Source organism: Actinoplanes siamensis, assembly GCF_016862395.1.
In the GTDB taxonomy this organism is placed as follows: domain Bacteria; phylum Actinomycetota; class Actinomycetes; order Mycobacteriales; family Micromonosporaceae; genus Actinoplanes; species Actinoplanes siamensis.
This window is the reverse complement of the sequence record NZ_BOMW01000053.1, coordinates 1-20,370: the sequence shown is the minus strand read 5'-3', so window position 1 is coordinate 20,370 and position 20,370 is coordinate 1. Positions and strand designations below refer to the sequence as shown.

Below are 20,370 nucleotides of genomic sequence, written 5' to 3'. Positions count from 1 at the left end.
GACAGACGATCCCAGAATCCGGCCGTTCCGGCGCGACACGCCGGGGCGGCGCGGACCGGCGTGTCGCGCGCGGCGGGCGGTATGGGGCGAGAATGTCGCGGTGCGCCTTCCCTCCGGACCCGGGCGCGGCCTGCCCGCGCTGATCGCCACCGTGCTGGCCCTCGGCCTGGCCGGCTGCGGCGGCGACGACAGCCCGCCGGCCGCCGGCCCGCCCAGTTCGGCGCCCGCGGCCACCGGCGGCAGCCTGGACGCCCGCAACGAGTTCGCCGGCATCGCCGCTGTCGCGCTGGACCGCCGGTACGCCGCCCTCTACTCCTTCACCGGCGGCGACGGCAACCCGCGCAACGTGGTCGCCACGGTGGCGAACGACGGCAGTTGGCGGGTGGACATCGCGAACGGCGCGCTCGGCGGCACCGCGGACGTCTCGATCGTGCACAACCAGCACGGCGTCTACCAGTGCTCGCTCTCGCTGACCGGCGCTCCGGTGACGCCCGGCTGCGTGCACGTTGCGGAGAAGGGCGAGAAGGTGCCGAGCCGCTACGACCCGCGGGTGCAGCGGCTGTTCCGGCAGTGGCTGCCGGTCTTCACCGACCGCGCCGCGGCGCTCTCGGTCTCCGCCGTCAAGCCGCTGGACGGCGCGCAGGGCGGCACCTGCTACTCGGTCGACTCCAGCGCGGCGGGCCTGGACGCGCCTGTCGACATCGGCGTCTACTGCTACTCCACGGACGGGCTGCTCACCGCGGCCCGGGTCGGCTTCGGCGTGCTCAAGCTGGTCCGTCAGGTGCCGGCCCCGGCCACGGTGCAGTTCCCCGGCCCGGAGGTCGGCGGCGAGCCGATGGGCACGACCGCGCCCGAGCAGGGGATCGCGTCCCAGCCGGAAACCGCCCCGTCCGGGGCCGCGGGTTGAGAGCCCTCCGGGGCCGCGGGTCGAGAACGGCAGATCCCACGATCCGGTCGTTGGGTTAGCCGCCCCGATGTGGATCACGTAACGTGGTGTGCGACATGTGGCAGGTGAACCTCCTCCTTCTCTGCCGCGACGGGGCCTCGTTACAGGCCGGCACCCCGTCGCGGTGGTGACGCGCGCCGCCTGCTCGTCTTCTTCCTGACTGGAGCAGTCACATGTCCGAGACCAACCCCTTCACGACTCAGCGTCCCAGTGCCATGCCGTTCCAGCGCTACGAGGCGTACCAGAAGCAGTTCTCGATCTCCCTGCCCGACCGGCAATGGCCGGGGCGCGTCGTCGAGACCGCGCCGCGCTGGTGCGCTGTCGACCTGCGGGACGGCAACCAGGCCCTGATCGACCCGATGTCCCCGGAACGCAAGCGGCGGATGTTCATGCTGCTGGTGAAGATGGGCTACAAGGAGATCGAGGTCGGCTTCCCGGCCGCCAGCCAGACCGACTACGACTTCGTCCGCCAGCTCATCGAGCAGGACCTGATCCCGGACGACGTCACGATCCAGGTGCTGGTGCAGTGCCGGGAGCACCTGATCGACAGGACCTTCGAGTCGATCCGCGGCGCCAAGCGCGCCATCGTGCACTTCTACAACTCCACCTCGACGCTGCAGCGGCGCGTGGTGTTCGGCCTGGACAAGGACGGCATCACCGACATCGCGACGACAGGCGCGCGGCTCTGCCAGAAGTACGCGGAGATCCACACCCCGGACACCGAGATCTTCTACGAGTACTCGCCCGAGTCGTACACCGGCACCGAGCTGGAGTACGCGCTGGAGATCTGCTCCGCGGTGATCGACGTGATCGACCCGACCCCGGCCCGGCCGCTGATCATCAACCTGCCGGCCACCGTCGAGATGGCCACCCCGAACGTGTACGCCGACTCCATCGAGTGGATGCACCGCCACCTGCCCCGCCGGGACAGCGTGGTGCTGAGCCTGCACCCGCACAACGACCGCGGCTCCGCGGTGGCCGCCGCCGAGCTCGGCCTGCTGGCCGGCGCGGACCGGATCGAGGGCTGCCTGTTCGGCAACGGCGAGCGCACCGGCAACGTCGACCTGGTCACGCTCGGGCTGAACCTGTTCTCCCAGGGCATCGACCCGCAGGTGGACTTCTCGAACATCGACGAGATCAAGCGCACCGTGGAGTACTGCAACCAGCTGCCGGTGCACGAGCGCCACCCGTACGCGGGCGACCTGGTCTACACCGCGTTCTCCGGCTCGCACCAGGACGCGATCAAGAAGGGTTTCACCGCCCTGCAGGCCGACGCCGACGCGGCGGGCGTGGACATCGACTCCTTCACCTGGGGCGTCCCCTACCTGCCGATCGACCCGAAGGACCTGGGCCGCACCTACGAGGCGGTCATCCGGGTCAACTCGCAGTCGGGCAAGGGCGGGGTGGCGTACATCATGAAGGAGGAGCACAAGCTCGACATGCCGCGCCGGCTGCAGATCGAGTTCTCCGGCGTGGTGCAGCAGCACACCGACGACGAGGGCGGCGAGGTCTCCCCGCAGCGGATGTGGGACATCTTCGCCGGCGAATACCTGGTCGAGCACCAGATCGCGACCGCTTTCAAGGTGGAGAGCTACGCCACGGCCACCGTGGACGGCAAGGTGGAGGTCGACGTCGAGGTGTTCCACCGCGGCGTGCGCCGGCCGCTGATCGGGGTCGGCAACGGCCCGATCGACGCGTTCACGCAGGCCGTCGAGCCGCTGGGGATCAAGGCGCGGGTGCTGGACTATCAGGAGCACGCGCTCACCTCCGGTGGGGACGCGCAGGCCGCGGCGTATGTCGAGGTCGAGGTCGGGGACCGCACCTTCTGGGGGGTCGGCATCGACGCCAACATCGTCAGCGCCTCGATCAAGGCCGTCACCAGCGCGATCAACCGCGCCCGCTGATTCGCCCGCCCGCGTGCCGCCGCTCGGTGGCGGCACGCGGAGCTCTTCACCCGCCGGCCGGTCCCGGACCCTTTCACCCGCCGCCCGGTCCCGGACCCTTTCACCCACCGCCCGGTGCCGGGGCGCGGAGCTTTCACCCGGCGGCGCGTCGCCGTGAGGCGGCGCGCGGAGCGCGGCCTTACGCTGAGCGAGTGCCCCCACGTAACGCCCCCCGCTGGTTCATTCCGCTCCTGATCACCGCCACCCTGACCGCCGGCTGCGAGGTCACCGACCCCGGCGACCCCGGCGTCACCACCGCACCGACCGGTAAGTCCACCGGCTCCGCGGCCGCACAGCTCAACGACCTCACCGTGGTCGCCAAGACCGGGACGATGTCCGGCTACAGCCGCGAGAAGTTCCCACACTGGAAGAGCACCGGCAAGAACTGCGACGTCCGCGACTCGGTGCTGGAGCGCGACGGCAGCAAGGTGAAGCTGTCCGGCTGCAACGTCGTCGCCGGCAGCTGGAAGAGCCTCTACGACGACAAAACGCTTACCTCACCGACCCAGGTGGACATCGACCACATGGTCCCGCTCGCCAACGCCTGGCGCTCGGGCGCCAACAAGTGGACCACCGACCAGCGTGAGGCTTTTGCCAACGATCTGGACCGACCGCAGCTGGTCGCGGTGTCGGCCGGATCGAACCGGTCCAAGGGCGACCAGGACCCGTCGACCTGGAAGCCGCCGGCCAAGGACGAATGGTGCTCCTACGCTGAGGACTGGGTAACCGTGAAGAGCTACTACAAGCTCACCGTCACCCAGAAGGAGAAGGACGCCTTGCGGGACATGTTGGGAACCTGCTGATGACCGAACCGGCGGCGGCTGCCGAAGCCGCACAGACACCCGAACCCGCGCCGGCCGAGGACGCGCCCGCCAAGGCCGCGCCGGCTCAGGCGGCGCCCGCTCCCGGCAAGCCCGCCGAGGCGGCGCCCGCTCCCGGCAAGCCCGCCGAGGCGGCGCCCGCTCGGGGCAAGCCGGCCGAGGCGGTGGTGCCGGGCAAGACCACCGACATCGTGCCCGGCCCGGGCGGCGTGATGACCGACGAGGTAGGCGTCGTCACCGGCGACCTCACGCTGCGCAGCGAGCTCGCCGGGACGGAGGTGACCCTGCGGGTGCAGTACAAGGACGCCGAGGAGTGGTACACGGTGACCGGCGGCAAGGTCACTCTCGCCGACCCGGCCGACCTCGACGCCGTGCACAGCATCGCGGTGGGACTGCTGCACCGCCCGGAGGGTTGATCGCGACGCCTAAGTTCCCCTGGACGGTGGCCCGGGCGCCGACCTGATGGCCGGTGACGACGGGAACGACGACATCGACGGGGGTGCCGGCGGCGACTTCGTGGACGGTGGCCCGGGCGACGACCTGTGCGGGACCGACCCGCGGGACCTGCGCGGCGACTGCGAAGGCTGACTGGCCGGGGAGGACGGCGCGGCCACGCTCTCCGGCGGGGGACGGTGCATCCGACGAGAACAGGCCGTCTTCCCGGTTCCCCGGGGAGACGGCCTGTTTCTGCTCCTGGAACGTCAGGCGGGAGTCTCGGCCGGGGTGCGGCCGGCGACGGCCTCGTCGTCGACCACCGGGAAGTGGCAGGCGGTCAGGTGCGAATCCGGGTCGTCCAGCCGGGTGACCAGCGGCGGCTCCTCGGTCGCGCAGATGTCCTGGGCCTTCCAGCAGCGGGTGCGGAAGCGGCAGCCGGACGGCGGGTTGATCGGACTGGGCACGTCGCCGGTGAGCAGCACGCGGTTGCGCTGCCCGCGGTCGCGCCGGACCGGGTCGGGCACCGGCACCGCTGACATCAGGGCGACCGTGTACGGGTGCCGCGGGTTCTTGTAGAGGTCGTCGCGGTGCGCGATCTCCATGACCTTGCCGAGGTACATCACGGCGACGCGGTCGGAGATGTGCCGGACCACCGAGAGGTCGTGCGCGATGAAGACGTACGTCAGGTCGAACTCGCTCTGCAGATCCTCCAGCAGGTTGACCACCTGCGCCTGAATGGACACGTCGAGCGCCGAGACCGGCTCGTCGGCGACGATCAGTTTCGGCCGCAGAGCCAGCGCCCGGGCGATACCGATGCGCTGCCGCTGACCGCCGGAGAACTCGTGCGGGTACCGGTTGTAGTGCTCCGGGTTGAGACCGACCAGTTCCAGCAGTTCCTGCACGGCCTTCTTGAGGCCCTGCGGGGTCGGGATGTTCTGGATCTGCAGCGGCGCCGAGATGATCGAGCCGACCGTGTGCCGCGGGTTCAGCGACGAGTACGGGTCCTGGAAGATCATCTGGACGTCGCGGCGCAGCGGCCGCATCTGGGTCACCGACTTGCGGCTGATGTCCTCGCCCTCGAAGACGATCTTGCCGCCGGTCGGTTCCAGGATCCGGGTGAAGAGCCGGCCGGCCGTCGACTTGCCGCAGCCGGACTCGCCGACCAGGCCCAGCGTCTCGCCGGCCTGCACGTTCAGGTCGATGCCGTCCACCGCGCGGACCGCGCCGACCTGCCGCTTGAACAGCCCCTTCGTGATCGGGAAGTGCTTCTGCAGCCCGGTCACCTCGAGCAGGTTCTCGCTCATGGTTCTCTCACTTCCCCGCTCAGAGGTTCGGTGCTACTTCTTCCTGGAACAACCGGGTGCGCTCCTCGGCGGGCAGGTGGCACGCGACAGCGTGCACCCCACCGCCGAGCACCGGCGTCTCGGTGAAGGACCGGTCGCCGTTGCGCCCCGCGTACGGGCAGCGCGGGTGGAAGGCGCAGCCCGACGGAAGGTTGATCAGGCTCGGCGGCGAGCCCTTGACCGGGGTGAGCCGGTCCCGCACGTCGCGGTCCAGGCGCGGCATCGAGCCGAGCAGACCCCAGGTGTACGGGTGCTGCGGCCGCTGGAAGAGGTCGACCGCCGGACCCCGCTCAATGATCTTGCCGCCGTACATCACCACGACGTCGTCGGCCAGCTCGGCCACCACACCCAGGTCGTGGGTAATCATGATGACCGCGGAGCCGAACTCCTCCTGCAGGTCACGGATCAGGTCCAGGATCTGCGCCTGGACGGTCACGTCCAGGGCGGTGGTCGGCTCGTCGGCGATCAGCAGCTTCGGGTCGTTGACCAGTGCCATCGCGATCATCGCGCGCTGCCGCATACCACCGGAGAACTGGTGCGCGTAGTCGTTGAACCGGCGCGCCGGCTGCGGGATGCCGACCCGGGCCAGCATGTCGATGGCCCGCTCCCGGGCGACCTTCTTGTTGACCCCGGGGTGGTGCACCCGGTACGCCTCGACGATCTGCGCGCCGACCGTGAAGTACGGGTGCATCGCGCTCAGCGGGTCCTGGAAGATCATCGCCATCTTGCCGCCGCGCAGCGCCCGCACGTCGTCGTTGGTCGCGGTGACCAGCTCCTGGTCGTCGAGCCAGATCTCGCCGCTGACCTTGGCATTGCTGCGGGTGCGGTGCAGGCCGAGGATGGCCAGCGAGGTGACGCTCTTGCCGGAGCCGGACTCGCCGACGATGCCGAGCGTCTTGCCGGCCTCCAGGCTGAAGTTCGACTCGGTGACCGCCTGGACGATGCCGTCGTCCGTCTCGAAACGGACGGTGAGATCCTTGACCTCGAGGAATGGGCGTGACATTCCCTCTCCCCTCAGCCCAGCCGCACGCGCGGGTCGATGACGCCGTACACCAGGTCGACGATCAGGTTGGCGATGACGATGAAGAACGCGGCGATCAGGGTGACGCCCAGGATCACCGGCAGGTCGTTGCCGCGGATCGCCTGGAGCGCCTGGTAGCCCAGGCCGCGCAGGTTGAACACGTTCTCGGTGAGGACCGCGCCGCCGAGCAGCGCGCCCAGGTCCAGACCGAAGATCGTGACGATCGGGGTCAGGCCGGAGCGCAGCGCGTGCTTGCCGATGACGGTCCGCTCGCCCAGACCCTTGGCCCGGGCCGTACGAATGTAGTCCTCGCCCAGCGTCTCCAGCATGTTGGCCCGGGTGAGGCGGGCGTAGGTGGCCGCGAAGAGGAAGGCCAGCGTGATCCAGGGCAACAGCATCTGGACGAACCACTCCGCCGGACTCTCCAGGAACGGCACGTAGTTGCTGGGCGGCAACCAGCCGAGCCAGTAGACGAAGATCGCCGAGGAGAGCAGACCGGTGAAGTAGACCGGCAGCGACACGCCGGCCAGCGCGCCGGTCATCACCGCCCGGTCCACGATGCTGCCTCTTCGCAGCGCCGAGATGACACCGGTGGAGACACCCATGATGAGCCAGAGAACCGCCGCGCCGATCGCCAGGGACAGCGTCACCGGCAGGTCGCTCAGCAGCAGCGGGGTCACCTCCTGCTCGGTCTTGAACGAGTAGCCCAGGCAGGGGGCGGGGCAGTGCGTCACGTCCGGGCCGTTGGCGTAGTCCCGGCCGGCCACCAGACCCTGGAGGAACTTGCCGTACTGAACCAGCACCGGGTCGTTGAGACCCATCTTGACCCGGATGCCCTCGATCGACGCGGCATCGGCGGTCTTGCCGATGTAGAGCAGCGCCGGATCGCTGCCGGTGATCTTCGGAACCATGAAGAAGATGCCGAAGGTCACGAGCGTGACCACGAGCAGCGTGATGACGGCGTTGATCAGCCGCCGAATGAGGTAAGCCAGCACGACGTTCGGCCGAAGGACGGGCGGGCACCGGTTGCGAGAACCGGTGCCCGCCCGCCGCGGGCGGCCTTCACCAACCCTTCGAATTACTCGTCTCGGTCAGGAACCGACGACCTTTGTCACTTGCCGTCGCTGACGCCGAGGGCCTGGAAGTCGATCATGCCGAAGGCCTGGTGGATGTAGGCGTTCGTGAGCCGCGGGTTGCGGTAGTTGAGCGCCTTGTCGACCACGAACGGCAGGTAGTACGCGCCCTCCATGATCTTGTGGTTGATCTGGTTGTAGATCTCGGCGGCCTTGGCCGGGTCGGTCTCCAGCTGCGCCTGGTCGAAGAGGGCGTCGATCGCCGGGTTCTTGATCTCCGACAGGTTGTAGTTGCCGTTCTCCGGGATGAAGCGGCTGTCCGCCAGCGGCTGCATATAGCCGGCGCCGGTCGGGTAGTCCGCGCCCCAGCCGGCGATCATGATGCCGTAGCCCTTGGCCTTCACGTTGTCCGGCGAGCCGGTGATGGAGGCCTGCTGCGCGCCGTCGTACTGCTCGATCTTGGCGTTGATGCCGGCCGGCTTGAGCGCGGCCTGCAGGGCCTCGGCGGACTTGACCTCGGCCGGCTTGTTGTTGCGCACCGCGATGGTGACGTCGAAGCCGGTCGGCTTGCCACAGGCGGCGAGGGCCTTCTTGGCCTCTTCCAGCTGCGGCTTGCCCTGGAGGCGGTTGAACGGGTCGTACTTGGTGTCCGAGCCCGCGATGTTCGGCGGCAGCATGCTGGTGCCGATGTCGCCACCCGCGATCGGGCCACCACGCGCGGCCTGCAGCGAGGTCGGGTCGGCGGCGTAGATGACCGCCTTGCGGCACTCGATGTTGTCCAGCGGCGCGACGGAGGTGGCCAGACCCGCGTACCGGAGGAAGCCGGTGGTCGGGGTGTCCGCGTTCGCCTTCAGGTTCGGGTCCTGGAGGATCTTGGTACGAGCGGCGGCCTGCACGCCGGTCTGCTGGGCGTCGAGGTCGATGGTGCCGGCCTCGAGGCGGCTGTCCATGTCCTCGGCGTTCGTCGTGACCGTGAAGTTGATCTGGTCCGGCAGCGCCTTGCGGATCGGGTCGGTCGCCTGGTCCCAGTTGGGGTTACGGACGAACGTCGCGCCCTTGCCCGGCTGGATGCTGCCCGGCTTGAACATGTACGGGCCGGAGGCGGCCGGCGAGGTGGTGTACTGCGCGCCGGTGTCCCGCTTCTGCGGCACCGGGCCGGAGCCCGGCATGGCCAGCAGGTAGAGGAAGTCGGACGACGGCTTCTCCAGCTTGAAGGTGATCGTCGAGTCGTCCGGGGTGGTCACCGACTTGAGACCCAGCTTGTTCGGGTCGGTGTCCTTGTACGGGCCCTTGTACTCGCCCTTCGGGTCGAGCAGCGTGGGCAGGTAGACGGGGCCGCCGGAGATGACGTCGGACGCCCAGACCCGCTCGATGCCGTACTTGATGTCCTTCGACGTGATCGGGGATCCGTCGTCGAACTTGATGCCGCTGCGCAGCTTGAACGTGTAGGTCAGCTTGTCCGCGCTGATCTCCGGGAGCGCCTGCGCCAGGTCGGGCTGCAGCTCCAGGCCGGACTTGCCCGGGGACGCGGCGTAGTCGACCAGCTTGCGGGTGTACAGCCGGTTCAGGTCCCACACGAACGCGTAGTAGGCGCGGGCCGGGTCCCAGAAGTCGGCGTCCTGGGCGCTCCACAGGTTGAGCGTGCCGCCCTTGGCGGTGGACGGGTTGACCACGTCGGTGATCGCGGCGTTGTAGGCGGACTTGCCACCGTTCGAGCCGCCGCTCTTGTTGTCGGACTTGGAACCGCCGCACGCGGCGGTGGTAAGGCCGAGCGCGAGTGCGACGCCGGCCGCCGCTATCGCCCTAGTCTTCCTGGACACCTGTACTCCTACCTCTCGAACAGCGGAACCGAACGGGTCCGCGAAACATGCGATGTTCCAGCCGCCAGGCGGATCAGCGGGCCTTCGGATCGAGCGCATCACGCAGGCCGTCACCGAAGAGGTTGAAGGCCAGCACCGTAATGAAGATCATTGCGCCTGGAATGATCATGTATGTGGGGTTGATCTGGTAGGTGCCGACAGCGTCCGACAGCATCCCGCCCCACGAGGGGTTGGGCGGCGGGATGCCGACGCCGAGGAAGCTCAGCGCCGCTTCGGTCAGGATGTTCGTCGGGATGATCAGCGTGGTGTAGACCAGGATCGGCGCCGCCAGGTTCGGCAGCAGCTCGCGGAAGAGGATCCGCGGCGACCGGGCGCCCATGCTGCGGGCCGCCTCGACGAACTCCCGCTCGCGCAGCGACAGCGTCTGCCCGCGGACGATGCGGCCGATGTACGGCCAGCCGAAGAAGCCGATCACCCCGACCAGCACCACGATGCGCGACCAACGGCCGTCCATGCCGAGGAACGAGTACGGCAGCACCGAGACCAGTGCGATCGAGAAGAGCAGCTGCGGGAAGGCGAGCAGGAAGTCCATCACCCGGCTGATCACCGAGTCGACCCAGCCGCCGAGATAACCCGCGGAGGCGCCGAAGACGACGCCGAGGATGGTGGAGACGAACGCCGAGAGGAAGGCGACGGTGAGCGAGGTCTGCGCACCGTAGAGGATCCGGCTGAACACGTCCCGGCCGGAGGTCGGCTCGACGCCGAGGAGGAAGTCGGAACTGATCCCGCCGAAGGGCTTGATCGGGGTACCGAACGTCTGGTCGATCTGATCGATGTGATATTCATCGATAGGATGACCGAAGAGCTTGGTCAGCAGGGGGGCAAGGATTGCCACCACGATCAGGAACAGGACGACGACCGCTCCACCGACCGCCACCTTGTCCCGCTTCAGGCGGCGCCACGCGATCTGCTTCAGCGAGCGGCCGGCGATCGCCTTCTCGGCGGGCCCCCGCACCTCAGCCGCGTCAGCGTCCGGGGCCGACTTGTCGTCGGTGACCGACGCTTCTGGGCCAAGCGACATCTGTACGCCGGTCCTCTCCCGGCCACCGCGCAGCCGGGAGTCCACGGCCCCCGGGCATGGAAACGGAGCATTCCGCCGCCCGGAGACGATGGCCCACGGTGCGAGCGGTAAACCGATCGGTTATCGCATGCCTCGAGTGCCGACCCTCGCGTCGTCCGGCCCAGTTCGGGCCGAGGTCACGAAGGCACCCGACGGCGGGTGTGGCCGCCATCGAGAGGAACATTCACCTAGTGCGGTGCCCGGGTCAAGCTCGACGACCTTACGCGGACGCTTCCGTGTCTCCCTCGTGATATCTCCGTGACCTTGACGCCGAACAAACGGAAGGTACCGCGTAAGGGGCCCGCAAGCAGCCAATCCGGGCCAATCAGCTTGCCCGGCGTTACGCCCGCGTTACGACGTGTAAATTCCTAGACCGCTCGGCGGCCCTCGAACGCCCGTCCCAGGGTGATCTCGTCGGCGTACTCCAGATCGCCACCCACCGGCAGGCCGCTCGCCAGCCGGGTCACCGCGATCCCCATCGGCTTCACCAGCAGGGCCAGGTAGGTCGCGGTGGCCTCGCCCTCGGTGTTCGGGTCGGTCGCCAGGATCAGCTCCTTGACCTCCCCGGTGCCCAGGCGCATCAGCAGCTCCCGGATCTTCAGGTTGTCCGGCCCGACGCCCTCCAGCGGGTTGATCGCCCCGCCGAGCACGTGGTACCTCCCCCGGAACTCGCCGGTCCGCTCGATGGCGACGACGTCCTTGGGCTCCTCGACCACACAGAGCACCTCGTTGGTACGGCGCGGGTCGCGGCAGACGCGGCACTGATCGGACTCGGCCACGTTGAAGCAGGTGGTGCAGAAGCGGACCAGTTCCTTCACCTTGCGCAGCGCGGTGGCCAGCCGGTTGACGTCGGCCGGGTCCGCGCCCAGGACGTGGAACGCGATGCGCTGGGCCGACTTCGGGCCGACGCCCGGCAGCCGGCCCAGCTCATCGATCAGGTCCTGGATGGCACCTTCGTACACGGGATCAGAACCCCGGCAGGGAGAGGCCGCCGGTCGCCGGTCCCATCTTCTGCTCGGCCAGTTCCCGCTGCGCCTCGGCGGCGTTGTGGATCGCGGCGAGCACGAGATCCTCGAGCGTCTCGACATCGTCCGCGTCGACCGCCTTGGGGTCGATCTTGACGCTCTTGAACTCGCCCAGCCCGGTCACCGTGACGGTCACCAGCCCGCCGCCGGCGGTCCCGGTCAGCTCGGCCTCGGCCAGCTCGGCCTGCGCCTGGGCGACCTGCTGCTGCATCTTCTGCGCCTGCTTCATCAGCTGCTGCATGTTCGGCTGTCCACCGGGGCGCATCGCTTTGCTCCTCATGAGTTAGTCGCTCTCTTACCGGACAACCGCCATCAATGACCCGGCGGCCGCCTTTTCAACCGCCGCCAGCGTAGCCGCCGTGCTCGTTCTTTCCGGGCAGCCCACCGTCACGGCGCGCTCCCCACCCGCTCCGACCCGCCGGCGGCGTCCACACCCCGGCCTCGCCGGCCAGCCGAGGGCCACCCCTCACCGCCCGCCGCAACCACCCGGTCGGCGCCCACAAGTCCCTCAAGGCTCACCGAGCCACCCCCTCACCGCCAGCCGCGACCACGCGGCTGGCATCCCGGGGTCGCGCAAGTCGTCCGAGGCGTTTCTTGCGACCAGCCGCGTGGGTCTGGCCGACTTCGCGGGGTGGATGCCACGGCAGCGCGGGCCGAGCAGCGGCGCGCCGCCGGAACGGCGCGCCGCGATCGTCGACTGCGGAGCTACATCTCGCCGATCCTCTCGGCGCCGAAGGCGTCCCGGAGAAGCTGGAAGGCCTGCTCCTCGCTGCTCTGACGCGCCGTCTTCTCGTCGATCACCTCGTCCAGCGGTTCGTCGCCGGGGTCGAAGCCATCGAAGCCGCCACCGGCCGGGGGCGGACCGTCGTAGTCGGGGTCGTAAGGCGCCTCACCGATCGGCGTGCCGTCGGAGAACGCGGCACTATCCGCCCGCCCACCCGGCGCCTGAGCGGCGGCCTGGTTCGCGGCACGGCTCGCGGTCGCGTTGCGCGCATTGGCCGCGGCGGCGCGGGCGGCGGCCAGTCCGCTGCTCGGCGACGCGTTGCCACCGCGGGCCGCAGCCGCCCGGGCAGCCTCCATCGCCGCCGAACGCGCCGGCGCCCCCGGAGCCGCCGGCCTCGCCCCCAGGGCTGGGCCGCCCGCGGCGGGAACCGCCGCGGCAGCGGACGGGGAAGGGGCGCCCCTGACTGGAGTCCCCGTCCCGGGAGCGCCCGAGGCTGGTACACCCGCGGCGGGAGCACTCGTGGCGAGGGCGCCCAGGCCGGCGGCCCCCGGGGCAGGAGCGCCCAGGCCGGCGGCCCCGGTGCCGGGAACACCCGAGGCGGGCGCCGGGTCGGAGACGAGGGAACCGCTCGCCGCGGCCGAGCCGGACGGCGCCGGACCGCTGCCGGATGCCGATCCGCCCCGGGTCCCGGCGCCTGCGGGGACATCCGGGTTCGTCGCCGGCGCCGGGTCGGCGGGCGGCTCGGAAGCCCGCGCCGACGCCGGCCCGGCAGCGGAAGATACGGCGATTGGTCGCGGCTCGGCGGCGCGAGCAGGCGCCCGGGTACCCGGCTTGACCGGCTCGGGCCAGTCGTCGTCCGCCGGAGGAGGCGCCGACCTCGGAGCCGCCGCGCCAGGACGGACAGGCTCGGGCCAGCCGGTGTCACCGCCCTCGGAAGCCGCCGGGCGGGCAATGCCACCACCGCGCCCGCCGGTGGGCGGGCCGGGGCGATGCGGCGGCGCCGAAACATACGGATCGTCGTCCGGCTCCGGCGGCAACGAATCGTCCGGGGGCGGACCGGCCGGCGCCGGCCAGTCGTCGTCGGCGTCCGACGCCGGGGGCCGTTGGGTGCGGGACGGGCGGGACTCGGTGCGGCCGGTGTTCCGCTCCGGGGCCGAGGACGACGGGGCCGAGGAGGCCGGGGCCGAGGAGGCCGGGGCCGAGGACGACGGGGCCGAGGACGACGCGGCCCTAGCCGAGGGGGCCGCCCCGCGAGGACCGGCCGGCTGGTCACGGCCCGCGGACGGCGCCTGCTCCCGGGTGGCGGAACCCCGCGGCCCGGCGTCGGGGGCAGCGGCGGCGGCCTCGCCGATCTCGCAGCGGATCTGCCAGCGGCCACCCACCTCCCGGCCGAACTCCGTGGTGATGACGTCGGTGTAGGTGAGGAACCGCTCCGCATACCGCGGGGAGGGCGCGGCGAAGACCACCGTGTCGCCGTCGATGGAGCGGATCCCGATGCCGGAGTCCTGCATCGCCTGGATCTTCGGATGCTTCGGGCCGAAGGCCTGCCACACCGCGCGGATCCGCTGCGGTCGGTCGTCCGCGCGGGGACGCGGCGCGGCGGGCGGCTCGCGGTCCTCCGGGGGATCCCCGTCCCACGGCGGCTCGTCGTCGTAGTGCCCGGCGCCGTCGGCGATCCGGTTCCAGTCCGACTCGCCCGGCGCGGTCCCGCCGGCAGCCGTAACCGGAGCCGGCGACACGGACCCCGAAGCGGGCTCCGCAGCCACGGCCGGCGGAACAGCCGCACCCGGGGAAGCCGGAGCACCCCCGACAACCGGCGGGATCGGCTCAGGGATCGATACCGGTTCAGGAGCCGCGACCGCATCGGGGGCAGCGGAGGGAGCGGCATCCGCGGCCGCGGAAACGACAGGCACAGCGGCCGGAGCCGGCGACAACACCGGCTCCGGGGAAGCCTCCGCCGGAGCCGGGGACACCGGCCGTACCGGCCCGCCGTTGGTCCGGCGACTGGCGGCCAGCGCCGCCGCACGAGCCGCCGCCTTGCCCGCACCGGCCCCCTCGGCGACCGCCGGGACGACCCCACCCGGGACCGTGACCGGCGCAGCGGCGGAAGGAGCAGCGGCCTCCCCGCGTACCTCCGGGGAATCAATCGGCCCGCGCCGCTCCAACCGTTCCAGGCGCTGCAACAACGCCCCGGCCGAATCGTCCGCCCCGGGCAGCAGCATCCGCGCGGTGATCAGCTCCAGCAGCAGCCGCGGCGCGGTCGTCCCACGCATCTCCACCAGCCCGTTGTGCACGATGTCCGCGCAACGGGACAGCGTCGCGGCGCCCAGCCGCGCCGCCTGCTCGCGCATCGCGTCGAGCTGGTCGGCCGCGCCGTCGATCAGACCCTTGGCGACCGCGTCCGGCACCTGCTGCAAAACGATCAGGTCGCGGAGGCGCTCGAGCAGGTCGGAGGCATAGCGCCGGGGGTCGTGGCCGGCCTCGGCGACCCGGTCGATGGTCTGGTAGGCGGCCGCGCCGTCGCCGTCGGCCAGGGCGTCGCACATCTCGTCGATCAGGGCCGCGTCGGTCACGCCGAGCAGGGCGACCGCGCGCGAGTAGCTGACCCCTTGCGGGCCGGCGCCGGCGATCAGCTGGTCGAGCACCGAAAGCGTGTCCCGGGCGCTGCCCCCGCCGGCCCGGACCACCAGCGGGAACACCGCCGGCTCGACCGGGATGCCCTCGGCCTCGGTGAGCTGCTGCAGATAGGGCCGGAGCACCGCGGGCGGGATCAGCCGGAACGGGTAGTGGTGGGTGCGCGAGCGGATGGTGCCGAGCACCTTGTCCGGCTCGGTGGTGGCGAAGATGAACTTCACGTACTCCGGCGGCTCCTCGACGAGCTTGAGCAGCGCGTTGAAGCCGGCCGACGAGACCATGTGCGCCTCGTCGATGACGTAGATCTTGTAGCGGCTGTTGGCCGGCGCGAAGAACGCCTTCTCCCGCAGCTCACGGGCATCGTCGACGCCACCGTGGCTGGCCGCGTCGATCTCGATCACGTCGATCGAGCCGGCGCCGTCGTTGGCCAACGACTTGCAGGAGGCGCAGACGCCGCACGGCTCCGGCGTGGGGCCCTGCTCACAGTTGAGCGAGCGGGCCAGGATGCGCGCGCTGGACGTCTTGCCGCAGCCACGGGGCCCGGAGAACAGATAGGCGTGGTTGAGCCGGCCGGTGCGCAGTGCCTGCGACAGCGGCTCGGTCACGTGCTCCTGACCGATGACCTCGGCGAACGTACGGGGTCGGTATTTCCGGTAGAGGGCGAGAGCCACTCCTGCCACCTCCTGAACGACCGCGCCATTCTCCGTCGGGGGTGTGACAAGAACAAACGACATGCCCCAACCGGGCCAGGCGGGTCGGGCCACGCCTCGCACCGGGGTGATCGGCAGGACGAGCGCCGGCTTCAGGAGACATGAAGGACCCCTCGTGCACCCGCCAGAGCCCGCTTATCCTTGCTGCCTTCCGGCCCTGGGGAGGTTCACAGGATGACGCCGCACGAGGGGCTGACCGACAGCCTACCCGGCACGTGCCCGGATCGCCCGGCCACCCCTCCCGTGCGGAACCCTGCCGGGACGTATGTATCCTGGCGCACGGAGGATTCGCCTAGAGGCCTAGGGCGCACGCTTGGAAAGCGTGTTGGGTTCACACCCTCACGAGTTCGAATCTCGTATCCTCCGCCAGCTTCACCAGCGGAAACAGGAAAGGCCGGACCCAGCGGGTCCGGCCTTCTCGCTTCCTGCGTCTCGGTTGAGGCCCTGATGTGTCGGCAGATGCCGACCCGCCCCGGGCCGCGCTCCTCGACCATCACGCCGGCCCGCCCCGGGCCGCGCTCCTCAACCATCACGCCGGCCCGCCCCGGGCCGCGCTCCTCGACCATCACGCCGGCCCGCAACGCCGTTCTCGCCGCGCCGTAACAGATCTGGGGTACGACGGCGGCCCGCCCCGCGACTAGGGATGCCACTGCGTGAGGCGTCCGTCGCGTCTCGTATGCTCCCGCACGAAAACAGTGCAGGCGAGGGCCGGCCCCGATCGGGCCGGCTCTCGTCGTCTTCGCCGACTGGCTCGTGTCGCACCGCCGGGATTCCCGCGGACCGCGACCGGCGGCGGCCGCGACCTTTACAGCTGGCCGGCGGCGATCGCGTCGTCCACTTCCGGGAAGATCGCGAAGTACCGGCTCAGCCCGACCGTCACCAGCAGTCTGGTGAGGAACGGGTTCGCCGCCGCGAAGCTGAGCCAGCCGCCCCGCGCCGCGATCACCTCCTTGCTGATGATGAAGGTGCTCAGCCCGATCGAGTCACAGAATTTGAGCTCGGTCAGGTCCACCACGATCCGGGGTACCGGTCGATCCAGCAGCCCGGTGAACACGACGCGCAGCTCCTCGGCGGTGTCCGCGTCGAGCTCGCCCTTGAGATGCAGCACGGCGACGTCAGGCCGGTGCTCGGTGATGGAGGCCCGCATGGTTATCGCTTTCTACCGGGTTCGACGGACTTGCAGCGTAGATCGCGAATTTTCGCGCACATCGGACTGAAGGTCCGTCGCAGACCGGCTTGACACCGGTGGTGAAGCGGGCAGGGTGAGCTGCTGACGGCTGGCCTGCCCATAGACAAGAACGGACCGGACCCCCGGCGGGGTCCGGTCCGTTTCACGAAGGCTGGCCGGAACAGTCAAGCAACAACGGCGCAGCCCGGGCTCCTGGCGCTCCTCAGAGCTCGCGCCACCGCCAGCGTGGACCGCGCCACGCGTCGGCCAGGATCATCGCTGAAGCCCGGCCGGGACACTGCTGCACCTTCGACTTACCCTCGGGTCCGCCCAACTGGGCCTCGACCTCCCAGGTGCTGCCGTCGGTGCGGACGTAGACGTCGCGGCGCTGGAGCCGGACGTCGCCATTCCACCAGTGATGCTCAACTCTCACGTGTCAAATCTACGACAGGCATCGACGAACCTGCCTTGGGGTGTTTCTGTGAATGTTTCTCACCGCCCGGTCGGAACCACATTGTCTGATCCGGTGTATTTGGGTTGCGTGACTTGCGCGACACCCCATGTCACTGGGCTGTCCATGATTCACTACTGAACGTGATTCATCGCGTTGACGTGCGACGACATCTTCCGGCAACACATCCGCCGCTGATCATGCATAACGCCCGGTCGTACCAGGCGCGCCCGGTACGACCGAGCGATCCGGAATCGGGGCACACAGAGTGACGCAAGTGACAGCAGAAAACAAGAGAGCCCGATCCTCGCGGATCGGGCTCTGCTGGCGGTGGCGGCGGGATTTGAACCCGCGGAGGGCGTAAACCCTCACACGCTTTCGAGGCGTGCTCCTTAGGCCACTCGGACACACCACCGGGAAGTACGTTACCGGACGCCTCCAGGCGCCTGTCGCCGGGTGCCCCGTAACCGCCCGCGGTACCGCTGACCTGGCAGTATCTGCGGAAGGAATCGAACGAGACGGAGAGAGTGCATGAGCGTGCACATCGGCGCCAAGCCGGGAGAGATCGCCGAGCGGGTGCTGCTGCCCGGCGACCCGATGCGGGCCAAGTGGATCGCAGAGACGTTCCTGGAGGACGCGGTCTGCTACACCCAGGTCCGCGGAATGCTCGGATTCACCGGCACTTGGCGGGGGCAGCGGGTCTCGGTGCAGGGCTCCGGCATGGGCATGCCGTCGGCCTCCATCTACACCCACGAGCTGATCAACGAGTACGGGGTGAGGTCGGTCATCCGGATCGGCTCGTGCGGCGCCCTGGCGCTGGATCTGAATCTGGGTGACGTGGTCGCCGCGATCGGCTCGGCGACCGACTCGAACATGAACCGGGCGCGCTTCGACGGCCTGATCGACTACGCCCCGGTGGCCGACTTCGGCCTGCTCCGCACCGCCGTGGACACCGCCGCGGCGCAGGGTGTCCCGATGCGGGTGGGCCCGATCCTGGCCGCGGACGCGTTCTACACCGACCGGCCCGACCTGTACGACGCGCTGGCTCTCTACGGGGTGCTGGCGGTCGAGATGGAGTCCGCCGCGATCTACACCGTCGCGGCGCGCTACGGCGCCAAGGCCCTGACCATCCTGACCGTGAGCGATCACATCAAGCGTGGCGAGGCGATGGAGTCGGCGCAGCGCGAGCAGGGCTTCAGCAACATGGTCAAAATCGGCCTCGACACGATCATCGCGGACGCCTGACGCGCAACACCGGCGCCGGGCGGACGCCCGCGCCCGGCCGGCGCCGGCTGATGCCGGCGCCGGCCGCGGCCCACTCGGAGCCGGGATCGCGTCAGCGGAAGAAGCCGCGCATCAACCGGGCGCACTCCGCCTCCAGAACACCCCCGTAGACCTCGGCCCGATGGTTCAGCCGCGGATCCCGGACGGTGTCCCAGAGCGACCCCACGGCACCGGTCTTCGGCTCCCACGCGCCGAACACCAGCGTGCCCACCCGGGCCAGCACCAGGGCGCCCGCGCACATCGTGCACGGTTCCAAGGTGACCACCAGGGTGCAGCCGTCCAGCCGCCACTCGCCGCGGACCGCGGCCGCCCGGCGCAACGCCAGGATCTCGGCGTGCGCGGTCGGATCACCGGTCAGCTCCCGCTCGTTGCCCGCGGCGGACAGCTCGCCCCCGTCCGGATCCAGCACCACCGCGCCGACCGGCACGTCCCGGGGCGAGGATGACGCGACGGACAGCGCCCGCCGCATCCACACCTCGTGCCGCTCGCGACGGATCACGCCTCGCGCAGCTCCTCCATCTCGTCGCCGCACCCGATCTTCTGGCAGATCTCGGCGGTGATGTCGGACGGCAGCATGCCCTCCATGCCGCACAGGGCCAGCAGCCGCTGCGCGGGCACCCCCAGATCGTTCAGCAGCTCCGCGTCACCGACCGGATCGGCGTCCGGATCGGCGGCCGGCCGCTCCTCCTCGTCCTCGTCGCGAGCGGCCAGATCGTCGACTCCGAGGGCCGGCGTCTCGACCTCACCGAGCAGCACCGACCCGATCCGCGACTCCTCGGCGAACGCCGAGTCCGACCCGAAGACCCGCAGATCCTCGCCCTCGTCCAGGCGAAGGATCGCGAGGTACTCGTCGTCGCTCTCGACGAACAACAGCGCCAGCCCGGCGTCCGGCTCGGCATCCCGGAGCGCATCCACCACCTCGTCGATGTCGGCCAGGCCCGAGAGGTCCAGCTCGGACGCAGTCCACCCGGTCTTGCCCCGGGCGACAGCGGCAGCGAAAATCGACACGATTCCCCCAACGCGGTTCTTATCCTCAGCGCCTGACGGTAGCGGGTGGGGCGGCGGGCGCGACGCGCCACGCCCTTTCTCGCAACGAGATCAGTTCGTGGTACGGCGGCGGGTGGCGATCAGCTCACGCAGGCGCAGGTCACGCGCACGCTGCGGAGGCGCCGACTCACGCACCGATTTGGCGTGGGCCAGAGCCGCCAGCAGTTCCAGACGGCGACGGCAGCGGTCCGCGTCGAGACGCTGCGATGTGGGGGCCATGGTGCCGAGCGTGCCCAGCGGCGAGGCGTTCGTCAAGAGTCCACCCAGAGAACGATCAAGGCCGTTCGGGGCGACGCCGGAAGGAGCGGGATCGAGACCTTTCACCACAGCGGGAAGTTGAACGTCTCCACCCAGCGGTACGCCACGAGGCCCAGCGCGACCGACAGGCCCAGCCCGGTCGCGCAGGCCACCCCGAGCGCCACCCCGCGGTCCCCGACCAGGGTCAGGACCAGCGCGACCAGCCAGGCGGCGGCCGCGGCGAGGATGGTCCACCACGCGTACGACGCGAGGTCGTGACCGAGGCTGCCGAACAGCAGCAGCCAGAGAGCGCCAGCGGCGAGGCCACTGAGCACCGGGCCGACCCCGATCGGGTGCGGCTCGCGGTAGACCGGACGGGGCGGGAGCCCGGCGTAGTAACCGGGCGGCGGGGGCACCTGGGGCGCGGGGTGCATCTCGTCTCCCTCCGGTCTGCTCCCTGCCAGCCTATCCGGCGCGCGGTGGCACGGGCGCGGTCCGGCCCCGTGCCCGCGCCCCGCCCCCGCCGCGACAACGGCGGGCACCTGGAGCGGGGTGCGTCACCGAACAG

The 20,370-nt window shown here is 70.4% G+C and carries 20 protein-coding genes, 2 tRNA genes and 1 other RNA gene; 7 read left to right on the top strand and 16 right to left on the bottom strand.

From position 1 onward, the window contains the following. Positions 1–100 precede the first annotated feature (100 nt). From Asi03nite_RS26150 to Asi03nite_RS38600, 5 genes are all read left to right on the top strand, one after another. Positions 101–907 (top strand): hypothetical protein, encoded by an 807-nt coding sequence (locus tag Asi03nite_RS26150; RefSeq protein ID WP_203683112.1) that lies wholly within the window; start codon positions 101–103, stop codon positions 905–907. Positions 908–1,119: 212 nt separating this feature from the next. Continuing rightward, positions 1,120–2,850: a 2-isopropylmalate synthase gene (leuA, locus tag Asi03nite_RS26145; RefSeq protein ID WP_203683111.1), complete on the top strand. Its 1,731-nt coding sequence runs from the start codon at positions 1,120–1,122 to the stop codon at positions 2,848–2,850. A 191-nt stretch (positions 2,851–3,041) separates the two neighbouring features. Further along, complete coding sequence (locus Asi03nite_RS26140; protein WP_239102927.1) at positions 3,042–3,692, top strand: HNH endonuclease family protein; 651 nt, start codon at positions 3,042–3,044, stop codon at positions 3,690–3,692. Continuing rightward, positions 3,692–4,126, top strand: a complete 435-nt coding sequence (locus Asi03nite_RS38800; protein ID WP_307834029.1) for a hypothetical protein — start codon at positions 3,692–3,694, stop codon at positions 4,124–4,126. Before Asi03nite_RS26140 ends, Asi03nite_RS38800 begins: the two co-directional genes overlap by 1 nt. A gap of 19 nt (positions 4,127–4,145) precedes the next feature. After that, positions 4,146–4,298: a hypothetical protein gene (locus tag Asi03nite_RS38600; protein WP_275409498.1), complete on the top strand. Its 153-nt coding sequence runs from the start codon at positions 4,146–4,148 to the stop codon at positions 4,296–4,298. A gap of 113 nt (positions 4,299–4,411) precedes the next feature. Here Asi03nite_RS38600 and Asi03nite_RS26125 read toward each other — a convergent pair whose 3' ends face one another. The 9 genes from Asi03nite_RS26125 to ffs form a co-directional block, all read right to left on the bottom strand. After that, complete coding sequence (locus Asi03nite_RS26125) at positions 4,412–5,449, bottom strand: ABC transporter ATP-binding protein (RefSeq protein ID WP_203683109.1); 1,038 nt, start codon at positions 5,447–5,449, stop codon at positions 4,412–4,414. A 19-nt stretch (positions 5,450–5,468) separates the two neighbouring features. Further along, positions 5,469–6,491, bottom strand: coding sequence for an ABC transporter ATP-binding protein (locus Asi03nite_RS26120; protein WP_203683108.1), 1,023 nt, complete (start codon positions 6,489–6,491; stop codon positions 5,469–5,471). A gap of 11 nt (positions 6,492–6,502) precedes the next feature. Next, positions 6,503–7,504, bottom strand: a complete 1,002-nt coding sequence (locus Asi03nite_RS26115) for an ABC transporter permease (protein WP_203683107.1) — start codon at positions 7,502–7,504, stop codon at positions 6,503–6,505. A gap of 116 nt (positions 7,505–7,620) precedes the next feature. After that, on the bottom strand, positions 7,621–9,402 hold the full coding sequence (locus Asi03nite_RS26110; RefSeq protein WP_239102926.1) for an ABC transporter substrate-binding protein: 1,782 nt from the start codon (positions 9,400–9,402) through the stop codon (positions 7,621–7,623). A gap of 73 nt (positions 9,403–9,475) precedes the next feature. Then, entirely contained in the window at positions 9,476–10,483 is a 1,008-nt protein-coding gene (locus Asi03nite_RS26105) for an ABC transporter permease (protein WP_203683106.1), read from the bottom strand. Between the two features lie 407 nt (positions 10,484–10,890). After that, positions 10,891–11,484, bottom strand: coding sequence for a recombination mediator RecR (recR, locus tag Asi03nite_RS26100; RefSeq protein WP_203683105.1), 594 nt, complete (start codon positions 11,482–11,484; stop codon positions 10,891–10,893). Between the two features lie 4 nt (positions 11,485–11,488). Then, positions 11,489–11,827, bottom strand: coding sequence for a YbaB/EbfC family nucleoid-associated protein (locus tag Asi03nite_RS26095; protein ID WP_203683104.1), 339 nt, complete (start codon positions 11,825–11,827; stop codon positions 11,489–11,491). A gap of 425 nt (positions 11,828–12,252) precedes the next feature. Further along, a complete protein-coding gene (locus Asi03nite_RS26090) occupies positions 12,253–15,576 on the bottom strand; it encodes a DNA polymerase III subunit gamma and tau (RefSeq protein WP_203683103.1) in 3,324 nt (1,107 codons plus the stop codon). Positions 15,577–15,716: 140 nt separating this feature from the next. Beyond that, an RNA gene (ffs, locus tag Asi03nite_RS26085) (signal recognition particle sRNA small type) lies at positions 15,717–15,812 on the bottom strand. A gap of 84 nt (positions 15,813–15,896) precedes the next feature. On the opposite strand from ffs, the gene Asi03nite_RS26080 reads away from it, so the two are divergent. Beyond that, positions 15,897–15,984 (top strand) — tRNA-Ser (locus Asi03nite_RS26080). Between the two features lie 436 nt (positions 15,985–16,420). On the opposite strand, the gene Asi03nite_RS26075 is transcribed toward Asi03nite_RS26080, so the two are convergent. The 3 genes from Asi03nite_RS26075 to Asi03nite_RS26065 all read right to left on the bottom strand — a co-directional run bounded on the left by Asi03nite_RS26075 (position 16,421) and on the right by Asi03nite_RS26065 (position 17,649). Continuing rightward, positions 16,421–16,762, bottom strand: coding sequence for an STAS domain-containing protein (locus Asi03nite_RS26075; protein ID WP_203683102.1), 342 nt, complete (start codon positions 16,760–16,762; stop codon positions 16,421–16,423). 244 nt (positions 16,763–17,006) lie between these two features. Beyond that, a complete protein-coding gene (locus tag Asi03nite_RS26070) occupies positions 17,007–17,216 on the bottom strand; it encodes a hypothetical protein (protein ID WP_203683101.1) in 210 nt (69 codons plus the stop codon). A 343-nt stretch (positions 17,217–17,559) separates the two neighbouring features. Continuing rightward, positions 17,560–17,649, bottom strand: a tRNA-Ser gene (locus Asi03nite_RS26065). Between the two features lie 116 nt (positions 17,650–17,765). On the opposite strand from Asi03nite_RS26065, the gene deoD reads away from it, so the two are divergent. Next, positions 17,766–18,479 (top strand): purine-nucleoside phosphorylase, encoded by a 714-nt coding sequence (deoD, locus tag Asi03nite_RS26060; RefSeq protein WP_203683100.1) that lies wholly within the window; start codon positions 17,766–17,768, stop codon positions 18,477–18,479. 91 nt (positions 18,480–18,570) lie between these two features. Here the strand turns inward: deoD and Asi03nite_RS26055 are convergent, their stop codons facing one another. From Asi03nite_RS26055 to Asi03nite_RS26040, 4 genes are all read right to left on the bottom strand, one after another. Next, positions 18,571–19,017, bottom strand: a complete 447-nt coding sequence (locus tag Asi03nite_RS26055) for a nucleoside deaminase (RefSeq protein ID WP_203683099.1) — start codon at positions 19,015–19,017, stop codon at positions 18,571–18,573. Then, positions 19,014–19,526, bottom strand: coding sequence for a tRNA adenosine deaminase-associated protein (locus tag Asi03nite_RS26050; protein ID WP_203683098.1), 513 nt, complete (start codon positions 19,524–19,526; stop codon positions 19,014–19,016). The genes Asi03nite_RS26055 and Asi03nite_RS26050 overlap by 4 nt, the downstream gene beginning before the upstream one ends. Before the next feature lie 90 nt (positions 19,527–19,616). Next, on the bottom strand, positions 19,617–19,820 hold the full coding sequence (locus Asi03nite_RS26045) for a hypothetical protein (RefSeq protein WP_203683181.1): 204 nt from the start codon (positions 19,818–19,820) through the stop codon (positions 19,617–19,619). 65 nt (positions 19,821–19,885) lie between these two features. Continuing rightward, positions 19,886–20,236 carry a hypothetical protein gene (locus tag Asi03nite_RS26040; RefSeq protein WP_203683097.1) on the bottom strand — a complete coding sequence of 117 codons (351 nt, stop codon included), beginning with the start codon at positions 20,234–20,236 and terminating at the stop codon, positions 19,886–19,888. Positions 20,237–20,370 lie beyond the last annotated feature (134 nt).

Bases quoted from the DNA above. Each gene is read 5' to 3' on its own strand.
- leuA (WP_203683111.1), top strand. From the start codon at position 1,120: ATGTCCGAGACCAACCCCTTCACGACTCAGCGTCCCAGTGCCATGCCG.
- Asi03nite_RS38800 (WP_307834029.1), top strand. From the start codon at position 3,692: ATGACCGAACCGGCGGCGGCTGCCGAAGCCGCACAGACACCCGAACCC.
- Asi03nite_RS26125 (WP_203683109.1), bottom strand. From the start codon at position 5,449: ATGAGCGAGAACCTGCTCGAGGTGACCGGGCTGCAGAAGCACTTCCCG.
- Asi03nite_RS26120 (WP_203683108.1), bottom strand. From the start codon at position 6,491: ATGTCACGCCCATTCCTCGAGGTCAAGGATCTCACCGTCCGTTTCGAG.
- Asi03nite_RS26105 (WP_203683106.1), bottom strand. From the start codon at position 10,483: ATGTCGCTTGGCCCAGAAGCGTCGGTCACCGACGACAAGTCGGCCCCG.
- Asi03nite_RS26095 (WP_203683104.1), bottom strand. From the start codon at position 11,827: ATGAGGAGCAAAGCGATGCGCCCCGGTGGACAGCCGAACATGCAGCAG.
- Asi03nite_RS26075 (WP_203683102.1), bottom strand. From the start codon at position 16,762: ATGCGGGCCTCCATCACCGAGCACCGGCCTGACGTCGCCGTGCTGCAT.
- deoD (WP_203683100.1), top strand. From the start codon at position 17,766: ATGAGCGTGCACATCGGCGCCAAGCCGGGAGAGATCGCCGAGCGGGTG.
- Asi03nite_RS26040 (WP_203683097.1), bottom strand. From the start codon at position 20,236: ATGCACCCCGCGCCCCAGGTGCCCCCGCCGCCCGGTTACTACGCCGGG.